The 14,759-nt window shown below is 69.2% G+C and carries 14 protein-coding genes; 10 read left to right on the top strand and 4 right to left on the bottom strand.

Annotated elements, in window-relative coordinates:
* The first annotated feature begins 45 nt into the window (after positions 1–45).
* From A9976_RS24655 to A9976_RS24640, 4 genes are read left to right on the top strand one after another with little or no spacing between them, the layout of a single operon-like run.
* Positions 46–855, top strand: a complete 810-nt coding sequence (locus A9976_RS24655; RefSeq protein WP_183021186.1) for an enoyl-CoA hydratase/isomerase family protein — start codon at positions 46–48, stop codon at positions 853–855.
* Positions 852–2,159, top strand: coding sequence for an acetyl-CoA hydrolase/transferase family protein (locus A9976_RS24650; protein ID WP_183021185.1), 1,308 nt, complete (start codon positions 852–854; stop codon positions 2,157–2,159). Before A9976_RS24655 ends, A9976_RS24650 begins: the two co-directional genes overlap by 4 nt.
* A 35-nt stretch (positions 2,160–2,194) precedes the next feature.
* Positions 2,195–3,403 (top strand): acetyl-CoA C-acetyltransferase, encoded by a 1,209-nt coding sequence (locus A9976_RS24645; RefSeq protein WP_183021184.1) that lies wholly within the window; start codon positions 2,195–2,197, stop codon positions 3,401–3,403.
* Positions 3,404–3,413: 10 nt separating this feature from the next.
* Positions 3,414–3,629, top strand: a complete 216-nt coding sequence (locus A9976_RS24640; protein WP_183021183.1) for a hypothetical protein — start codon at positions 3,414–3,416, stop codon at positions 3,627–3,629.
* Between the two features lie 11 nt (positions 3,630–3,640).
* Here A9976_RS24640 and A9976_RS24635 read toward each other — a convergent pair whose 3' ends face one another.
* Genes A9976_RS24635 through A9976_RS24625 form a run of 3 tightly spaced genes read right to left on the bottom strand, consistent with a single transcriptional unit; the run spans position 3,641 to position 6,944 of the window.
* Positions 3,641–4,648 (bottom strand): tripartite tricarboxylate transporter substrate binding protein, encoded by a 1,008-nt coding sequence (locus A9976_RS24635; RefSeq protein WP_183021182.1) that lies wholly within the window; start codon positions 4,646–4,648, stop codon positions 3,641–3,643.
* Positions 4,645–5,724, bottom strand: coding sequence for an NADPH:quinone oxidoreductase family protein (locus tag A9976_RS24630; protein ID WP_259649292.1), 1,080 nt, complete (start codon positions 5,722–5,724; stop codon positions 4,645–4,647). The genes A9976_RS24635 and A9976_RS24630 overlap by 4 nt, the downstream gene beginning before the upstream one ends.
* Positions 5,721–6,944, bottom strand: a complete 1,224-nt coding sequence (locus A9976_RS24625; protein ID WP_183021181.1) for a CaiB/BaiF CoA-transferase family protein — start codon at positions 6,942–6,944, stop codon at positions 5,721–5,723. The genes A9976_RS24630 and A9976_RS24625 overlap by 4 nt, the downstream gene beginning before the upstream one ends.
* 99 nt (positions 6,945–7,043) lie before the next feature.
* On the opposite strand from A9976_RS24625, the gene A9976_RS24620 reads away from it, so the two are divergent.
* The 6 genes from A9976_RS24620 (at position 7,044) to A9976_RS24595 (ending at position 13,705) form a co-directional block, all read left to right on the top strand.
* Positions 7,044–8,039, top strand: a complete 996-nt coding sequence (locus A9976_RS24620) for a LysR family transcriptional regulator (RefSeq protein WP_082848247.1) — start codon at positions 7,044–7,046, stop codon at positions 8,037–8,039.
* Between the two features lie 154 nt (positions 8,040–8,193).
* A complete protein-coding gene (locus A9976_RS24615; RefSeq protein WP_183021180.1) occupies positions 8,194–9,210 on the top strand; it encodes a tripartite tricarboxylate transporter substrate binding protein in 1,017 nt (338 codons plus the stop codon).
* Positions 9,211–9,381: 171 nt separating this feature from the next.
* On the top strand, positions 9,382–10,890 hold the full coding sequence (locus A9976_RS24610; protein ID WP_183021179.1) for a class I adenylate-forming enzyme family protein: 1,509 nt from the start codon (positions 9,382–9,384) through the stop codon (positions 10,888–10,890).
* 236 nt (positions 10,891–11,126) lie between these two features.
* On the top strand, positions 11,127–12,098 hold the full coding sequence (locus A9976_RS24605) for a tripartite tricarboxylate transporter substrate binding protein (protein ID WP_183021178.1): 972 nt from the start codon (positions 11,127–11,129) through the stop codon (positions 12,096–12,098).
* 1 nt (position 12,099) lies between these two features.
* Positions 12,100–12,336, top strand: a complete 237-nt coding sequence (locus A9976_RS24600; protein WP_232245689.1) for a hypothetical protein — start codon at positions 12,100–12,102, stop codon at positions 12,334–12,336.
* Positions 12,320–13,705, top strand: coding sequence for an amidase (locus tag A9976_RS24595; RefSeq protein ID WP_183021176.1), 1,386 nt, complete (start codon positions 12,320–12,322; stop codon positions 13,703–13,705). The genes A9976_RS24600 and A9976_RS24595 overlap by 17 nt, the downstream gene beginning before the upstream one ends.
* A gap of 54 nt (positions 13,706–13,759) precedes the next feature.
* Here A9976_RS24595 and A9976_RS24590 read toward each other — a convergent pair whose 3' ends face one another.
* On the bottom strand, positions 13,760–14,698 hold the full coding sequence (locus A9976_RS24590; RefSeq protein WP_183021175.1) for a LysR family transcriptional regulator: 939 nt from the start codon (positions 14,696–14,698) through the stop codon (positions 13,760–13,762).
* Between the last annotated feature and the right edge of the window lie 61 nt (positions 14,699–14,759).

Raw genomic sequence — 14,759 nt, 5'->3', positions numbered from 1 at the left:
CAAGACATTCCAGCTTTTGATCTCAAAGAATCCAACCTCGGCACCATGACTACATCACCTGAAACCTCCCCCGTATTGACCTCCGTCCAGGACGGCATAGGCACGATCACGCTGAACCGGCCCGAGGCCCGCAACGCGCTCAACCAGGCCATGCGCCCGGCCCTGGCCGCCGCCGTGGCGCAGATGCGCGATGACGCGCAGGTCCACACCGTCATCCTCACGGGCGCGGGCGGCGCCTTCTGCTCGGGCGGCGACATCAGCCAGATGATGGATGCCAGCCAGGCCGGCCTGCCCTGGCGCCAGCGCATGCGCAGCCTGCACCAGTGGTTTCCCGAGCTGGTCAACCTCGAAAAGCCCGTGATCGCTGCCGTGGACGGCCCGGCCTTCGGCGCGGGCCTGAGCCTGGCGCTGGCCGCCGACTTCGTGCTGTGCACGCGGCGCGCGAAGTTCTGCGCCGTGTTCGGCCGCATCGGCCTGGTACCCGACCTGGGCGCCATGCACATGCTGCCGCGCATCGTGGGCCTGCAAAAGGCCAAGGAGCTGGTCTTCACCGCGCGCACCGTGCAGGCCGAGGAAGCCAGGTCGCTGGGCATGGTCTACGACATCGTGGAAGACGGCGAGGCCCTGCAGGCCGCCGCCGTGGCGCTGGCCCGGCGCTTCGGCGAGGCATCCACGGCCGCCATCGGCATGGCCAAGACGGCCATGAACCAGGCCTTCGAGCTGGACGCACGCGCCATGGCCGAGCTGGAAGCCTATGCCCAGACGATGTGCCGTGGCTCGGACTACCACCAGGAGGCGGTGCAGCGCTTCAAGGACAAGCAGCCCACGCGCTTCGACTGGGACCGCGCGCCATGAGCGTGCTGTGGCCGGACGCCCTGCAAGAAAGGCTGCAGGCCCTGATCCGCCCCGGCGACACGCTGTGGTGGGGCCAGGCCACGGCCGAGCCGCTGACGCTCACGCGCGCCGTGGTCGCGCACCGCCATGCACTGGCGCGGCACGGTGGCCAGGGCCAGGGCCGGCTGCGCGTCTTCGTGGGCATGGGCACATCGGACACGCTGCAACCGGCGCATGCCGACGCCATCGACTTCTTCGGCTACGCGGCCGGCGGCCCCCACCGCGCGCTGGCCCAGGCCGGCGTGCTGGACATCCTGCCCAGCCACTACTCCCACCTGCCCGGCCTGATCGACGAGGGCCTGCTGCCTGCCGACGTGGTGCTGCTCCAGGTCTCGCCACCCGATGCACAAGGCCGCTACAGCCTGGGCCTGGTCCATGAATACCTGCCGGCCGCCATACGCAAGGCACGCGTGCTGATCGGCGAAGTCAACCCCGCCATTCCGTGGACGCACGGCAGCCTGCACCTGCAGGCCGGCGACTTCGCCCTGCTGGTCGATGCCGAACACCCTCCGCTGGACCAGGCGCGCAGCGCGCCCGGCCCTGCCGAGCAGGCCATTGCCGGCCATGTGGCCGCCCTCATCGAAGACGGTGCCACGCTGCAGGTGGGCGTGGGCAACCTGCCCGAGGCCGTGCTCGCCGCCCTGCACGGCCACCGCGACCTGGGCCTGCACAGCGGCGCCGTGGGCGACGGCATTGCAGCCCTGGCCGAAGCCGGCGTGCTGACCCACGCGCGCAAGAGCCAGGACCGCGGCGTGGGCATCGGCGGCATCCTCATGGGGGGCGAATCGCTCAGGCGCTGGGCCCACCGCAACCCTGCCCTGCAACTGCGCGAGACGCGCTACACGCACGACCCCGAGGTGCTGGCCGCCAGCCACCGGCTGGCCGCCATCAATTCGGCAGTGGAGGTGGACCTCACGGGCCAGATCAATTCCGAGGTGGCGGGTGGCGTCTACGTGGGCGCCGTGGGGGGCGCCGTGGACTTCCTGCGCGGCGCCGCGCGCAGCCGCGGCGGCCTGCCCATCATCGCCCTGCCCGCCACGGCCAGGGGCGCCACGCGCATCGTCGCGCGGCTGTCCGGCCCCGTCAGCACGCCGCGCAGCGATGCCGGACTCATCGTCACCGAACACGGCGTGGCCGACCTGCGCGGCCAGACGCTGTCGCGCCGCGTGAAACGGCTGATCGACATCGCGGCACCGGAGCACCGCGCCGACCTGGAACAACAGGCACATACCCTGCTGCGCCAATGCGGCGCAGCCTTTTCCTGATCCACTGATCCACTGATTCCCAAGGAGACAACACCATGCGCAGAGCCGCCATCGTCACCCCCCTTCGCACGCCCGTGGGCACCTTCGGCGGCAGCCTGCGGCCGGTATCGGTCGAGGAACTGGCCGCCACCACGGTGCGCGCCGTGGTCGAGAAAAGCGGCATCGACCCTGCACGCATCGACGACGTGGTCTTCGCCCAGTCCTATGCCAGCAGCGAGACGCCTTGCGTGGGCCGCTGGGCCGCGCTGCAGGCCGGACTGCCGGTGACGGTGCCGGGCATGCAGCTGGACCGGCGCTGCGGCGGCGGCCTGCAGGCCGTGGCCACGGCGGCCATGATGGTGCAAAGCGGCGCCGCCGACGTGGTGATCGCGGGCGGCGTGGAGAGCATGAGCAACATCGAGTACTACAGCACCGACATGCGCTGGGGCGCGCGCTCGGGCAATGTGCGCTTCTACGACCGGCTGGACCGCGGCCGCGAGCGCTCCCAGCCCGTGGAACGCTTCGGCAAGATCTCGGGAATGATCGAGACCGCCGAGAACCTGGCGCGCGACTGGGGCATCAGCCGCGAGGCAGCCGACGCCTATGCCGTGCGCAGCCACCAGCGCGCCGCCGCCGCCTGGGAGGCGGGCCGCTTCGCCGATGAGATCGTCCCCGTCAAGGTGCCCCAGCGCAAGGGCGACCCCGTGCTGTTCACGCGCGACGAAGGCTTTCGCGCCGACGCCACCACCGACAGCATGGGCAAGCTGCGCGTGCTCATGCCCAATGGAACGGTCACGGCCGGCAACGCCAGCCAGCAGAACGACGCCAGCGCCGCATGCCTGATCGTGGCCGAGGACAGGCTGGCCGAACTGGGCCTCACCCCCATGGCCACCCTGGTGGGCTGGGCCGCCGCAGGCTGCGAGCCCTCGCACATGGGCATAGGCCCCGTGCCCGCCGTCAAGAAGCTGCTGGCGCGCCTGAACCTCACGCTGGACCAGATGGACCTGGTCGAACTCAACGAAGCCTTTGCCTGCCAGGTGCTGTCCGTGCTCAAGGGCTGGGAGTGGAACGACCAGGGCGCCATAGACCACAAACTCAACGTCAACGGCTCCGGCATCTCCCTGGGCCACCCCATAGGCGCCACCGGCGTGCGCATCCTGGCCACCCTGCTGCACGAGCTGGAGCGCCGCAAGGGCCGCTATGGGCTGGAGACCATGTGCATAGGCGGCGGCCAGGGGATTGCGGCGGTGTTCGAGCGGGTATGAGGAACCAGTCATGTCGACACGTCCAGTGAATCTGAGCCAGCAACAACATCGAATCGATGAAGCTCAGACCCAAGCGACCAAGCTGGAAGCGCTACGGCAAGCGGCTATGCGGGGTTGGGCAGATGTCGCCTCGGGTCACTACATTGATGTGCCGGATGAAGACTTTGACCTCTTTATCGCGGATCCGGGAAGGCAGGCAGCCAGCCGAATCAAGGCTGGTGCCTGACGGCAGCCTCCTCAATCCGCCCGCGCCCCCGAAGCCTTCACGATCTCTTCCCACTTGCGGGCCTCGGCCTGGATGTAGCGCGCGAACTCGGCGGGCGTGGAGCCCACGGGCTCGGCGCCCAGGCGGCGGTATTGCGCGGCGATCTGGGGTTCGGCAAGCACGCGGCGGGACTCGGTCCACAGTTTCTGCACCACGTCCTGGGGCGTGTTCTTCGGTGCCCACAGCCCGTACCAGGTGCTGGTGCGAAAGCCGGGCATGCCGGCCTCTTCCATGGTGGGCACATCGGGCAGGGAGGGCGAACGCCGCTCCGAGGTGACGGCCAGCGCACGCAGCCGGCCCGAGGCGATGAAGGGCATGGCCGAGGGCATGGAGTCGAACATGAGCTGGATCTGCCCGCCCATCAGGTCGGTCAGGGCCGGCGAGCTGCCCTTGTAGGGCACATGCTGCATCTGCGCGCCGGTCTTCAGGCGGAACAACTCGCCCGACAGGTGCTGGGACGACGCATTGCCGGCCGAGCCGAAGTTCACCTGCCCCGGATGGGCCTTGGCCCAGGCGGCCAGTTCCTGCACATTGCGCACCGGCAGGCTGCTGCCCACGACCAGCACCAGGGGCACATCGACCAGCTGCGTGACCGGCTCGAAATCGCGGAAGGCGTCATAGGGCGCGCTGGCATAGACGTAGGGATTGATGACGTGGATGGAGGCGTTGACCAGCAGCGTGTAGCCGTCGGCCGGCGCCTTGGCCACCAGGGCCGCGCCGACCATGCCGCTGGCGCCGGCCTTGTTGTCCACCACCAGCGGCTGGCCCAGCGCCTCGCCCAGCCGCGTGGTGACCACGCGCCCGACCACGTCGGTAGGCCCGCCCGGTGGATAGGGCACGACGACGCGGATGGGCGCCTTGGGATAGGCCTGGGCCCCGGCGGATGGCTGCGCGCCTGCCGTGCTCCATGCGGCCAGCGCCGCCGCGGCGCCCAGCAGGGTGCGGCGGGAAAGCGCGGGGCCTGTGTGTTGCGTTGTCATACCTTGTCTCCTTGAATGGCGAGTGCGAGCTTGCCGGTCACGTTGCGGCCGTGCAGCGCATCCAGCGCAGCCGGCAGTTCATGCATGGCGAAGACCTGGCTGACCTGGGGATGGATGCGCCCCCGGGCGGCCCAGTCGAGCAGCGTGGCAATGACGGGCTGCAGCTGCGCCATGAAGGCCTGGCGCTCATCGGCCGGCGTCCAGCCGATGTAGCGGCCGTAGAAGAAGCCGTGCAGCGTGAGGTTCTTGACCAGGGCCAGGTTCATGGGCACGGCGGGAATGGCGCCGCTGGCAAAGCCCACGCTCAGCAGCTGCGCGTTCTGCGCAGCCGCGCGCAGTGCCTGCAGCAAGAGATCGCCCCCCACGGGGTCGAAGACCAGGGAGGCGCCCCGGCCCTGCGTGGCCTGCTTGACCTGGGCGGCCAGGTCCTGCGGGGTGACTGCCTGGTGCGCGCCACGGCGCAGCGCATCGGCGCGCTTGGCCTCGGTGCTGGCGCAGGCGAGGACCTGCACGCCGGGCGTCTGCCGGGCCACCTCGACCGCCGCGGCGCCCACGCCCGAACCGGCGCCCAGCACCAGCACCACATCGCCTTCCTGCAGGCGCGCGCGCCAGTGCAGGGCCGTGTAGGCCGTGCCGTAGGACAGGGGAATGGGCAGGGCCTGCAGCCAGGGCATGCCCGCAGGCAGGCGGTAGACGGTGGACGCATGCACCACCGTTTCCTGCGCAAAGGCACCCCAGTCGGCAATGAAGGCCACGGCATCGCCGGGCTGCAGGTGCTGCACCGCGCTGCCGCATTCCAGCACGCGCCCCACGCCTTCGGTGCCGGGCACGAAGGGCAGCGGCGGGCGCCGCTGGTAGCGGCCCTCGATCAGCAGGCCCGTGGCGTGGCTGACGTTGGCGTAGGCCACGGCAATCCGCACCTGGTACGCGCCCAGGGGCTGGCCGGGCCGGTCCATGGTCTGCAGGCTGACCACCTCGTGCGGCGCGCCGAATTGATGGCAGACGAGGGCCTGCAGGGATGTGTCCGGGGAGGTGTCGAGGGTTGTGGGTGTGAACGTGGACGTGGAAGCGCTCATGCCATGACCTCCTGCGCGCACTGGTGCACCACGCCGCTGGCCATCCATTGCTCCATCTCCTGCGGCGTGCAGCCGGCCTCGGCCAGGATCTGGCGCGTGTGCTCGCCCGTGCGCGGCGCTGCGCCAAGGGATGCACCGGAGGCTGCTGCGTCTGCCGACCAGGGTGATGCCGCATACAGCAGCGGCCCGAACCCGGGCTGCGCCAGCGTGGCGAACGATGCGCGGTGCACGGCCTGGGGGTGTGCCACCACGTCGGCCAGCGTGCGCACGCCCGCATGCAGGGCGCCCTGCGCCGCCAGGCGCTGCTCCCAGTGGGCGCGCGGCTGCTGCGCCAGCAAGGCCTGCAGCCCGGCATGCAGGACATGGCGGTGGGCCATGCGGCCCGCATTGGAGGCAAAGCGCGCGTCCTGCAGCCAGTGCGGCAGGTCCAGCGCGCGGCACAGCCGCTCGAACTGGTCGTTGTTCAGGGCCAGCACGGTGATGAAGCCATCGGCCGTGGCGAACACGCCGTTGGGGGCGCTCACGCCTTCGGCGGGCTGGCCGCCGCGCAGCGTGTCTTCGGCCAGCACCGTGGATTGCAGGGCGCAGCAGACCTCGAACAGATTGAGCTCCACATGGCGCCCGCGCCCGCTGCGCGCCTTGCCCAGCAGGGCCGCCGTGCAGGCCTGTGCAGCGTAGACGCCGGCTGCGATGTCGGCCAGCAGCAGGCCCACGCGCCGGGGCTGGCCCTGCGCGTCGCGGTTGCTGGTCATCAGTCCCGTGTCCGCCTGCATGACGGAGTCGGTGGCGGGCCGGTCGGCATACGGCCCCGTGGGTCCGTAGCCGCTGATGGAGACGTACACCGGGTCCAGGCCGGCCGCGCGCAGGCTGTCGTAGTCCACGCCCATGCGCTGCACGACCTGGGGGCGGAAGTTCTGCACCACGATGTCGGCCTCGCGCGCCAGCCGCAGCAGCAGCGCGCGCCCCTGGGCCTGGCGCGCATCGACGGCAATGCTGCGCTTGCCCGCGTTGTAGGTGGCCGACAGGCTGCTGTGCCCATCGCGCGAGATGCCCACGTGGCGCGCCCAGTCGCCTTCGGGCGGATCGACCTTGATCACCTCGGCGCCCTGGCGTGACAGCAGGTGGGTGCAGTAGGGGCCGGCCACGCCCTGGCTCAGATCGAGCACACGGTAGTGCGCCAGGGGCGCCGGCGGCGCGGTTTGCAAAGCTTCTTGGTTCACGGTCTGCGGCCTTTCGCCATGGTTTCCTCCATGCTAGGGAGGCAGGGCAGGCGCCACAATCCTCGCCAGCAGGCCAGGCCTGGTGACTCCCGATCAACAATGGCCGGCCCCGGCCCTGCAAAGAATGCCGAGATGGACCTGAACCTGTGCCGCGTCTTCATCGACATCGCCGAGGCCAAGAGCCTCACGCGGGCGGCCGAGCGCGGCGGCATGACGCGCTCCAACGTCTCGCGCCGGCTGCGTGCGCTGGAGACCGAGATGGGCACGCAGCTGCTGCGCCGCACCACGCGCAACGTGGAACTGACCCAGGCCGGCCAGCTGCTGTACCGGCGCTGCCTGGCCATGATGGAGGAGCTGCAGCGCGCCCGCGATGCCATCCACCAGTTGCGCTCCACCGTGAGCGGCGAGGTGGGCGTGCGCGTGCCCACCGGCTTCGGGCATTTCTATCTCAAGCCGCTGATCCTGGGCTTTTGCCGCGAGCATCCCGACATCCGCCTGCGCCTGCTGATCAACGACCAGATGGCCGACCTCGTGGCCTCCAAGGTCGATCTGGCAGTGCAGATCACCTCCGCGCCGCTGGACGATCTGGTGGCCACGCGGCTGTGCGATGTGCGCTGGAACTTCGTGGCCACGCCCGCCTGCCTGCAGGCGCTGGAGCAGTCGCTGGGCCGGCCCCTGCGCGCGCCCGCCGACCTGCTGCAGGCCCGCCTCATCCTGCCGCTGGCCATGGGCGGCAGGCTGGCCTGGCTGGCCGGCAGCGGCGACGATGGCGTCGCCGCTGCCCTGGATGTGCTGCCCTCGCTGCAATCGGGCGACTACCGCCTGCTGTACGACGCCGTGCTGGACGGCCTGGGCCTGGCCCTGCTGCCCGACTATGTGACCTCGGCCGCGCTGGCCGGCGGCACCCTGGTGGCCGTGCTGGACCAGGTGGTGTTCTCCGGCCTGGGCAATGCCATGTACCTGGTGCGCATGCCCGACCGCCAGCCCACCATGGCGGCCCGCGCCTTCCAGCAGTTCCTGCGCGAGGCCATCGTCACCGCCGCACCCAGCTGGCAGGCGGGCGCCGAGGAGGCTGGCGCGGACCTGTCTTCCTAGGACGTCCTAACAGCCGGCAAACCCCGGCTTAGGCAAAAGCAGATTCCCAAGAAGCGCCGGCGTGCGCACCATTGCCTGCATGTCCGGCGCAGACCGGGCGCGCCGCCGTGCAGGCCATGGCAGCGCTTCATTCATCTTTTGCAGGAGACAGCACATGCCCGCCCAACACCGCCGCAAGGCCCTGGCCACCCTGGCCCATGCCCCGCTTCTGGCGTCCCTGGCGACCGCCCTAGCCACCCTGAGCACCCTGACCGCCCTCCCCGCCGCCGCGCAGGACGCGCAGCCCGTGCGCCTCATCGTGGGCTACTCGGCCGGTGGCCCCGTGGACCAGGGCGCCCGCCTGCTCAGCGTGGCGCTGACCAAGGAACTGGGCGCCTCGGTGGTGGTGGAGAACAAGCCCGGCGCCAATGCCACCATGGCCGGCAGCGAGGTCGTGCGCGCCAAGCCCGATGGGCTGACGCTGTGGTTCGCGGCCAGCCCCACCATCACCATCAGCCCCAACGTGATGAGCAAGATGTCCTTCGACCCGGCCCGTGACCTCACGCCCGTGGCGCCCGTGCTCAGCTACTACAACGTGCTGGTGGTCAACAACAACGAGCCCTACAGGACCACGGCCGAGCTCGTGGCCTATGCCAAGGCCCATCCGCAAAAGCTCAACTACGGCTCGGCCGGCGTGGGCGGCTCCAACCACCTGGGCGCGCTGCTGTTCGCGCGGCGCAGCGGCATCGAGATGAACCACATTCCCTACAAGGGCAACGCACCGGCCATGACCGACGTGATCGGCGGCCAGCTGAGCATGATGCTGGACATCATCAGCACCGCCAGCACCTACATCCAGAGCGGCAAGGTGCGCGCCGTGGCCGTGACCTCGCCGCAGCGCAATGCCTCGCTGCCCGACGTGCCCACCTTCGCGGAGTCCGGCATCGAAGGCCTCAAGGGCTTCGACGTGGGCGGCTGGTATGGCGTCTACGGGCCCAAGGGCATGTCGCCCGAACTCGTCGCCAGGCTCAACAAGTCCATCAACGCCGCCCTGGCACAGCCCGAGCTGCGCAAGCGCTTCAAGGAACTGGGCTACGAGGAGTGGACGGGATCGCCCCAGAAGCTGGCCGAGCGTGGCGGCAAGGAGCGTGCGATGTGGGCCACGGTGACGCAGGGGATCGTGGTGGACTAGCGGAAGCACCCCCTGAGGCGCTTCGCGCCTTTCCCCGCTCTTCGGAGGGGGACGACCCCCTCGCTGCGGCGGGCGGCGCGGCCGGCGCAGGCCCTTGCTCGGCGTCCCTCGCATTGGGCCACGCCGGTTTTTGAGGGCCTTTGGCGAAGCAGGCCCCCATGGATCATCGAAATGAATCAACGAATACACCATCTTCTGGACCGCTGGCTGGCCGAGGCGCCGCAGCGGCCTTTCATCCATCTGCCGGATGGCGGCAGCCTGAGCTTCGCCGACATCGGCGTGCTGACGGACACGGCCGAGGCCGAGTTGCGCGCGCTCGACGTACGGCCTGGCGACCGCGTGCTCGTCGTGGCCGAGAACTGCCCCGAGCATGCGGCACTGATCCTGGCCTGCAGCCGGGTCGGAGCCTGGTCCTGCGGCGTGAATGCGCGCATGGCGCCTGGCGAGATCGATGCGTTCGCGGACAAGGCCGATGCACGCATCGTCTACTTCACCGCGGCGGCCTCGGACAGCGCCGGTGCCCATGCGCGGCGTTTTGCCGCGCGCGACTCGGCCCTGGCCGGCATGCAGCACAGCCCCGTGCGCGCGCAGGCCGTGGCCGAGGCGGGTGTGCTGCAAGGCGAAGTGGCGGCGCTGATCTTCACCTCGGGCACCACGGGAACGCCCAAGGGGGTGATGGTGGGGCATGACGCGCTGGCGCATTTCGCGCGCGTCTCGGCCGCATCGCGCGCCCTGGGGCCCGGGGACCGCAGCTATGCCTTCGTGCCCATGACCCACATCTTCGGCCTGGGCACGGTGCTGCTGGCTTCGCTGCATGCAGGCGCGCAGATGGTGATGCGCCCGCAATTCGATCCTGCCGACCTGCTGGACGCGTTGGCGCGCCACGGCATCTCCCAGCTGCAGGGCCCGCCCGCTCTCTATGCACGGCTGCTGGCCTACCTGCAGGAACAGGGCATTTCCCGCCCCGAGGCGCCCGCGCTGCGCTATGTCTACACGGGTGCGGGCCCGCTGGACCTGACGCTCAAGAAGCGTGTGGAACAGGTGTTCGGCCAGGCCCTGCACCACGGCTACGGCCTGTCGGAGTACGCGGGTTCGGTACACCTGACGCGCATGGGCGAGCAGCGCCCCGATACCAGCGCCGGCTATGTCGTCGAAGGCGCCGAGGTTCAGGCCGTCGATGCGGCCACGGGCCAGCCCCTGCCCACCGGCCAGCGCGGGGAGCTGTGGATACGTGGACGCGGCCTGATGCAGGGCTACTTCCGCGACGCCGAGGCCACGGCGGCCGTGATGCGCGAAGGCGGCTGGTACGCCAGCGGCGACCTCGGCGAGTTCCAGGCCGATGGCGCGCTGTTCGTGGTCGGGCGGCTCAAGGAGATGATCATCCGATCGGGCTTCAACGTCTATCCGGCCGAGGTGGAGCGGGCCCTCAACGAGTTGCCCGGGATTCAGCGCAGTGCCGTGGTCGGCCGTGCCGAGCGCGACGGCAACGAGGAGGTCATCGCCTTCGTGGAGCTGAGCCCCGGCGCCGCGCTCGATGCCAAGGCAGCGCACGGCCACCTGCGCGAGCGGCTCGCACCCTACAAGCTGCCCGCCCACATCGTGGCCATGCCCGAGCTGCCCACCAGCCCCAACGGCAAGGTCCTCAAGCGCCTGCTGCAGGAACGGGCCCGGCATCTCTGATGCGCGCCCGCGGCCCTCGGGCGGCTCGCAGGCGGGCCGGCGGGATTGTCAATTTTTATACAAAACTATCGTATTGAAACAATCAATAGCTGAATAAAATTTCTGAATTGGACGCCCAAATCGCCGCTGGCTACAGTTCGATATCACTGTCTTGACAAGCATCAATTGCCGAAACGGCAAGACTTGCATGCCACGGACAGGCTTTCGTTCATAGCGACCAACCGTCCCTTTCACCCATGAAAAAACTGGTCCGGCTCCTCTGGAGCGGTGTGCTGCTCTGTGCGGCGGGCATCAGCCACGCTGCATGGCCCGACAAGCCGATCACCCTGGTCGTTCCCTTTCCTCCCGGCGGCGGCACGGACGTGGTGGGGCGCATCCTCGCCAAGGAACTGGGCAGCCGCCTGGGCGTGAGCGTTGTCGTGGAAAACCGGCCGGGTGCGGCCGGCAACATCGGCAGCAACCATGTCGCGAAATCCAGCCCCAATGGCTATACGCTGCTGATCGGCACCACGGCCCAGAGCATTTCCGCGGCGCTCTACCGGCGGTCAAGGTATGACTTCGTCAATGACCTGGAGGCCATCTCCACCATCAACGACGGCCCGCTGGTCCTGATCAGCCGGCCCGGCCTGAAGGTGTCGTCCGTCAAGGACCTGATCGACCTGGCGCGGAGCAGCCCAGGCAAGCTCTCCTATGCCACTCCGGGCTATGGCACCTCGGCCCACATGGCGGCCGAAGTCCTGAGCCTGGCCACCGGCATCAGGATGCTGCATGTCCCCTACCAGGGAGCTGCGCCGGTGCTCACCGACCTGATGGGAGGCCAGGTGGACATCACCTTCGACCTGCTGACCACCGCCAGGAGCTATGTGCAGGAAGGCAAGGTCAACCGCATCGGCGTGACCACGCGCGAGCGCTCGCCCCTGGTGCCCGACTGGCAGACCCTCAGCGAGCAAGGTCCCGAGAGCCTGCGCGACTTCAATGAAACCGCCTGGAACGTGCTCATGGCTCCCAAGGGCACGCCCACCGCCATCCTGCAAAAGCTCAATGCGCAGATGAAACAGATCCTGTCGGACGACAAGGTCCGGCAAAAATTCATGGACCTCGGCAGCCTTCCCCTCTGGAAGGACATGGCCGGCTCCAGGGCCTTCGTGATCGATGACGTCAACAAGTGGAGAAAAATCGTCCATGACGCAGGCATCGACAAGATCTGACATGCGTGCCGCCGCCAGGAAAGCTTCCTCCCCGGACCTGCTGCACCTGCAGGAGCTGCTGTCCGCATTCGGCCGGCATGGCCTGCATGTGCCCTTCGAGCGCCTGGAGCCGATCCTGCAGGAGTACCAATTGCTCAAGGAGCACCGCAGCCTCGTCAACGAGGTGGCCCACCAGCACGGGCCTTCGCACATCCAGACCATGATGGGCCGACCCACGCGACATGAACGCCAGTCCTGAACTCTCGATACGGCAGATGGCCGGCATGCTGCGGGCAGGAAAGGCCACATCGGAGACACTGACCCGTGCGGCCCTGGGACGCATCCGCGCCATGGACATAGACATCCATGCCTTCACCAACCTCGATGCCAGTGGCGCGATGGACTCGGCACGCGTCGCCGACGCGGCGCGCGCCGAGTGCGCCGACCTGCCGCTGCTGCATGGCATCCCGGTCGCCATCAAGGACGTCTACGATGTCGCGGGCCTGCCCACGACCTGCCACTCCTGGCTGAGCCTGGACTATGTGCCTGAGGAGGACGCCACCACCGTGCAGCGCCTGCGCCAGGCCGGCGCGGTCATCCTGGGCAAGCTGGCAACGCACGAGTTCGCCCTGGACGGCCCCGACTTCGACCTGCCCTTTCCCCCGGCCCGCAACCCCTGGAATCTGGCGCATATTCCCGGCGGCTCCTCGTCAGGGTCGGGTGCCGCGATCGCGGCCGGCTTCACGCGCCTGACGCTGGGCACCTGCACGGGAGGGTCCATCCGCATCCCGGCGGCCTGGTGCGGCGCCGTGGGGCTCAAGCCCACCTACGGCCGTGTGTCCAAGCACGGTGTGTTCCCGCTGGCCTGGACACTGGACCATTGCGGCCCGCTGACCCGCAGCGTGGAAGATGCGGCCATCGCGCTGCAGGTGCTGTCGGGATACGACCCTCTGGATCCCTCCAGCGCCGATGAACCTGTGGACGACTATGTCCGCGATCTGGACAAGGGCGTCTCGGGTCTGACCATCGGCATCCCCCAGGACTTCCTGCAGTCCTCGCCGCAGGCCTCGCCCGCCTTTCTTGCTGCCTTCGACCGCATCGCGGCGGTGCTGGCCGACGCAGGGGCAGGCATCGTCCATCCGGGCCTGCCCGGCAGCGAGGAGTTTCGGGCGACCGGGCACGTCATCCTCAGCGCCGAGAGCTTTGCCATCCACGCGCAAGACCTGCGCTCGCGCCCGCTGGACTTCAGCGCGCTGACGGCCGCCCGCCTGCTGCTGGGCGCCACGGTGACTTCGGAGGACTACCTGAACGCCCTGCGCGTGCGGCGCATGCTGGCGGCACGCGTCGATGCCGCGCTCTCGCGCTGCGATGTGCTGCTCACCCCCGTGACCCTGGACACGGCACCGCGTTTCGAATCGCCATCGCGCGTCCACTCCTTGCCGGTCCAGTCCTGTGCCTTCAACGTGACAGGCCATCCCGCGATCAGCGTGCCGGCAGGCCTTTCGCCCCAGGGCCTGCCCCTGGCCGTGCAGGTGGTGGGCCGCTACTTCGACGAGGCGCGCATCCTGCAGGTGGCTCGTGCCATCGAGCGGTTGAGCGGCTGGGAAAACCAGTTGCTGCCGGACTGATCGCCGCCATGCAATGCACCGGCGCCCCGCACCGCATGGGACAAGGTGCAGGGCCTAGATACCCAGGCCGATCTGGTCCGGCAGGTGCATGAGTCCTCCCTGCCTGAAGGCCATCACGGCCTCGCAGAAATGGATGCGCGCGGGCGTTCCGGGCTGTGCCAGATGGATGAGCCCCAGGCTGATGCGAGCCGACTTCCCACCGGCTATGGGGCGCAGCACCACGTGGGGCGACAGCCGCATGGAGATGGCCGACATGTTGGAAGGCACCATCGCCAGGCCTATGCCCTCCTCCACCAGCCCCAGCACCGTCTGCACCTGCGCGGCCCGGTGCGTGGTGTTGGGCGCCAGCCCCTCCTCCTGGAACAGGGCGTCGATGACGGGCGCCAGGGCGCCCTGGACCTCGCCCGTGTAGTGGATGAAGGGGTAGTAGGTCATCTCCACCAGGGGAATTTCGTCCAGTGCGGCCAGCACATGGTGGCGCGGCAGGGCGACCAGCAGATGGTCGTCCTGGATGTGGGAGACCACCAGGTCGGGATCGTTGTCTATGGGAAAGCGAACCAGGCCCACATCGACATCCCCGCGTCTGACGCGCTCGATCAGCAAGGAGGTGGTGGCCTCCTCCAGCTCCAGCCGGACCTGGGGATGCTGGGCGCAGAAGCCGGCCAGCAGCTTGGGCATCAAGGTGCTGACCACCGAGCCCACGAAGCCGATCTTCAGTGTTCCGCTCTTGCCCGCCGCGGCCAGCCTGGCGTTGTCCCGGGCCTGCTGGACATGGAGCAGGGCCTTGCGCAGGTCGGCCATTGCCGCCTGGCCGGCCATGGTCAGATCGACACCCCGGCTGGTGCGCAGGAACAGCTGGCAGCCGAACTCTTCCTCCAGCTTGCGGATGGACGTGGACAGCGCAGGCTGACCCAGGTGCAGCTTTTGCGCCGCCACGCTGAAGCTTCGGGTTTCGCTGAGAACGAGGAATTGCCGAAGTTGTCTGAAATCCATGAAGCATTATGGTGGAGCGCCGCATGGCATGGCCGCATGCCGGGCGCCTCCGGGCCGGTGC

The organism is Delftia sp. UME58 (assembly GCF_014170385.1).
Taxonomy (GTDB): domain Bacteria; phylum Pseudomonadota; class Gammaproteobacteria; order Burkholderiales; family Burkholderiaceae_C; genus Comamonas; species Comamonas acidovorans.
The sequence above is the reverse complement of the archived record's forward strand: the minus strand, read 5'-3'. Positions and strand labels throughout refer to the sequence as shown.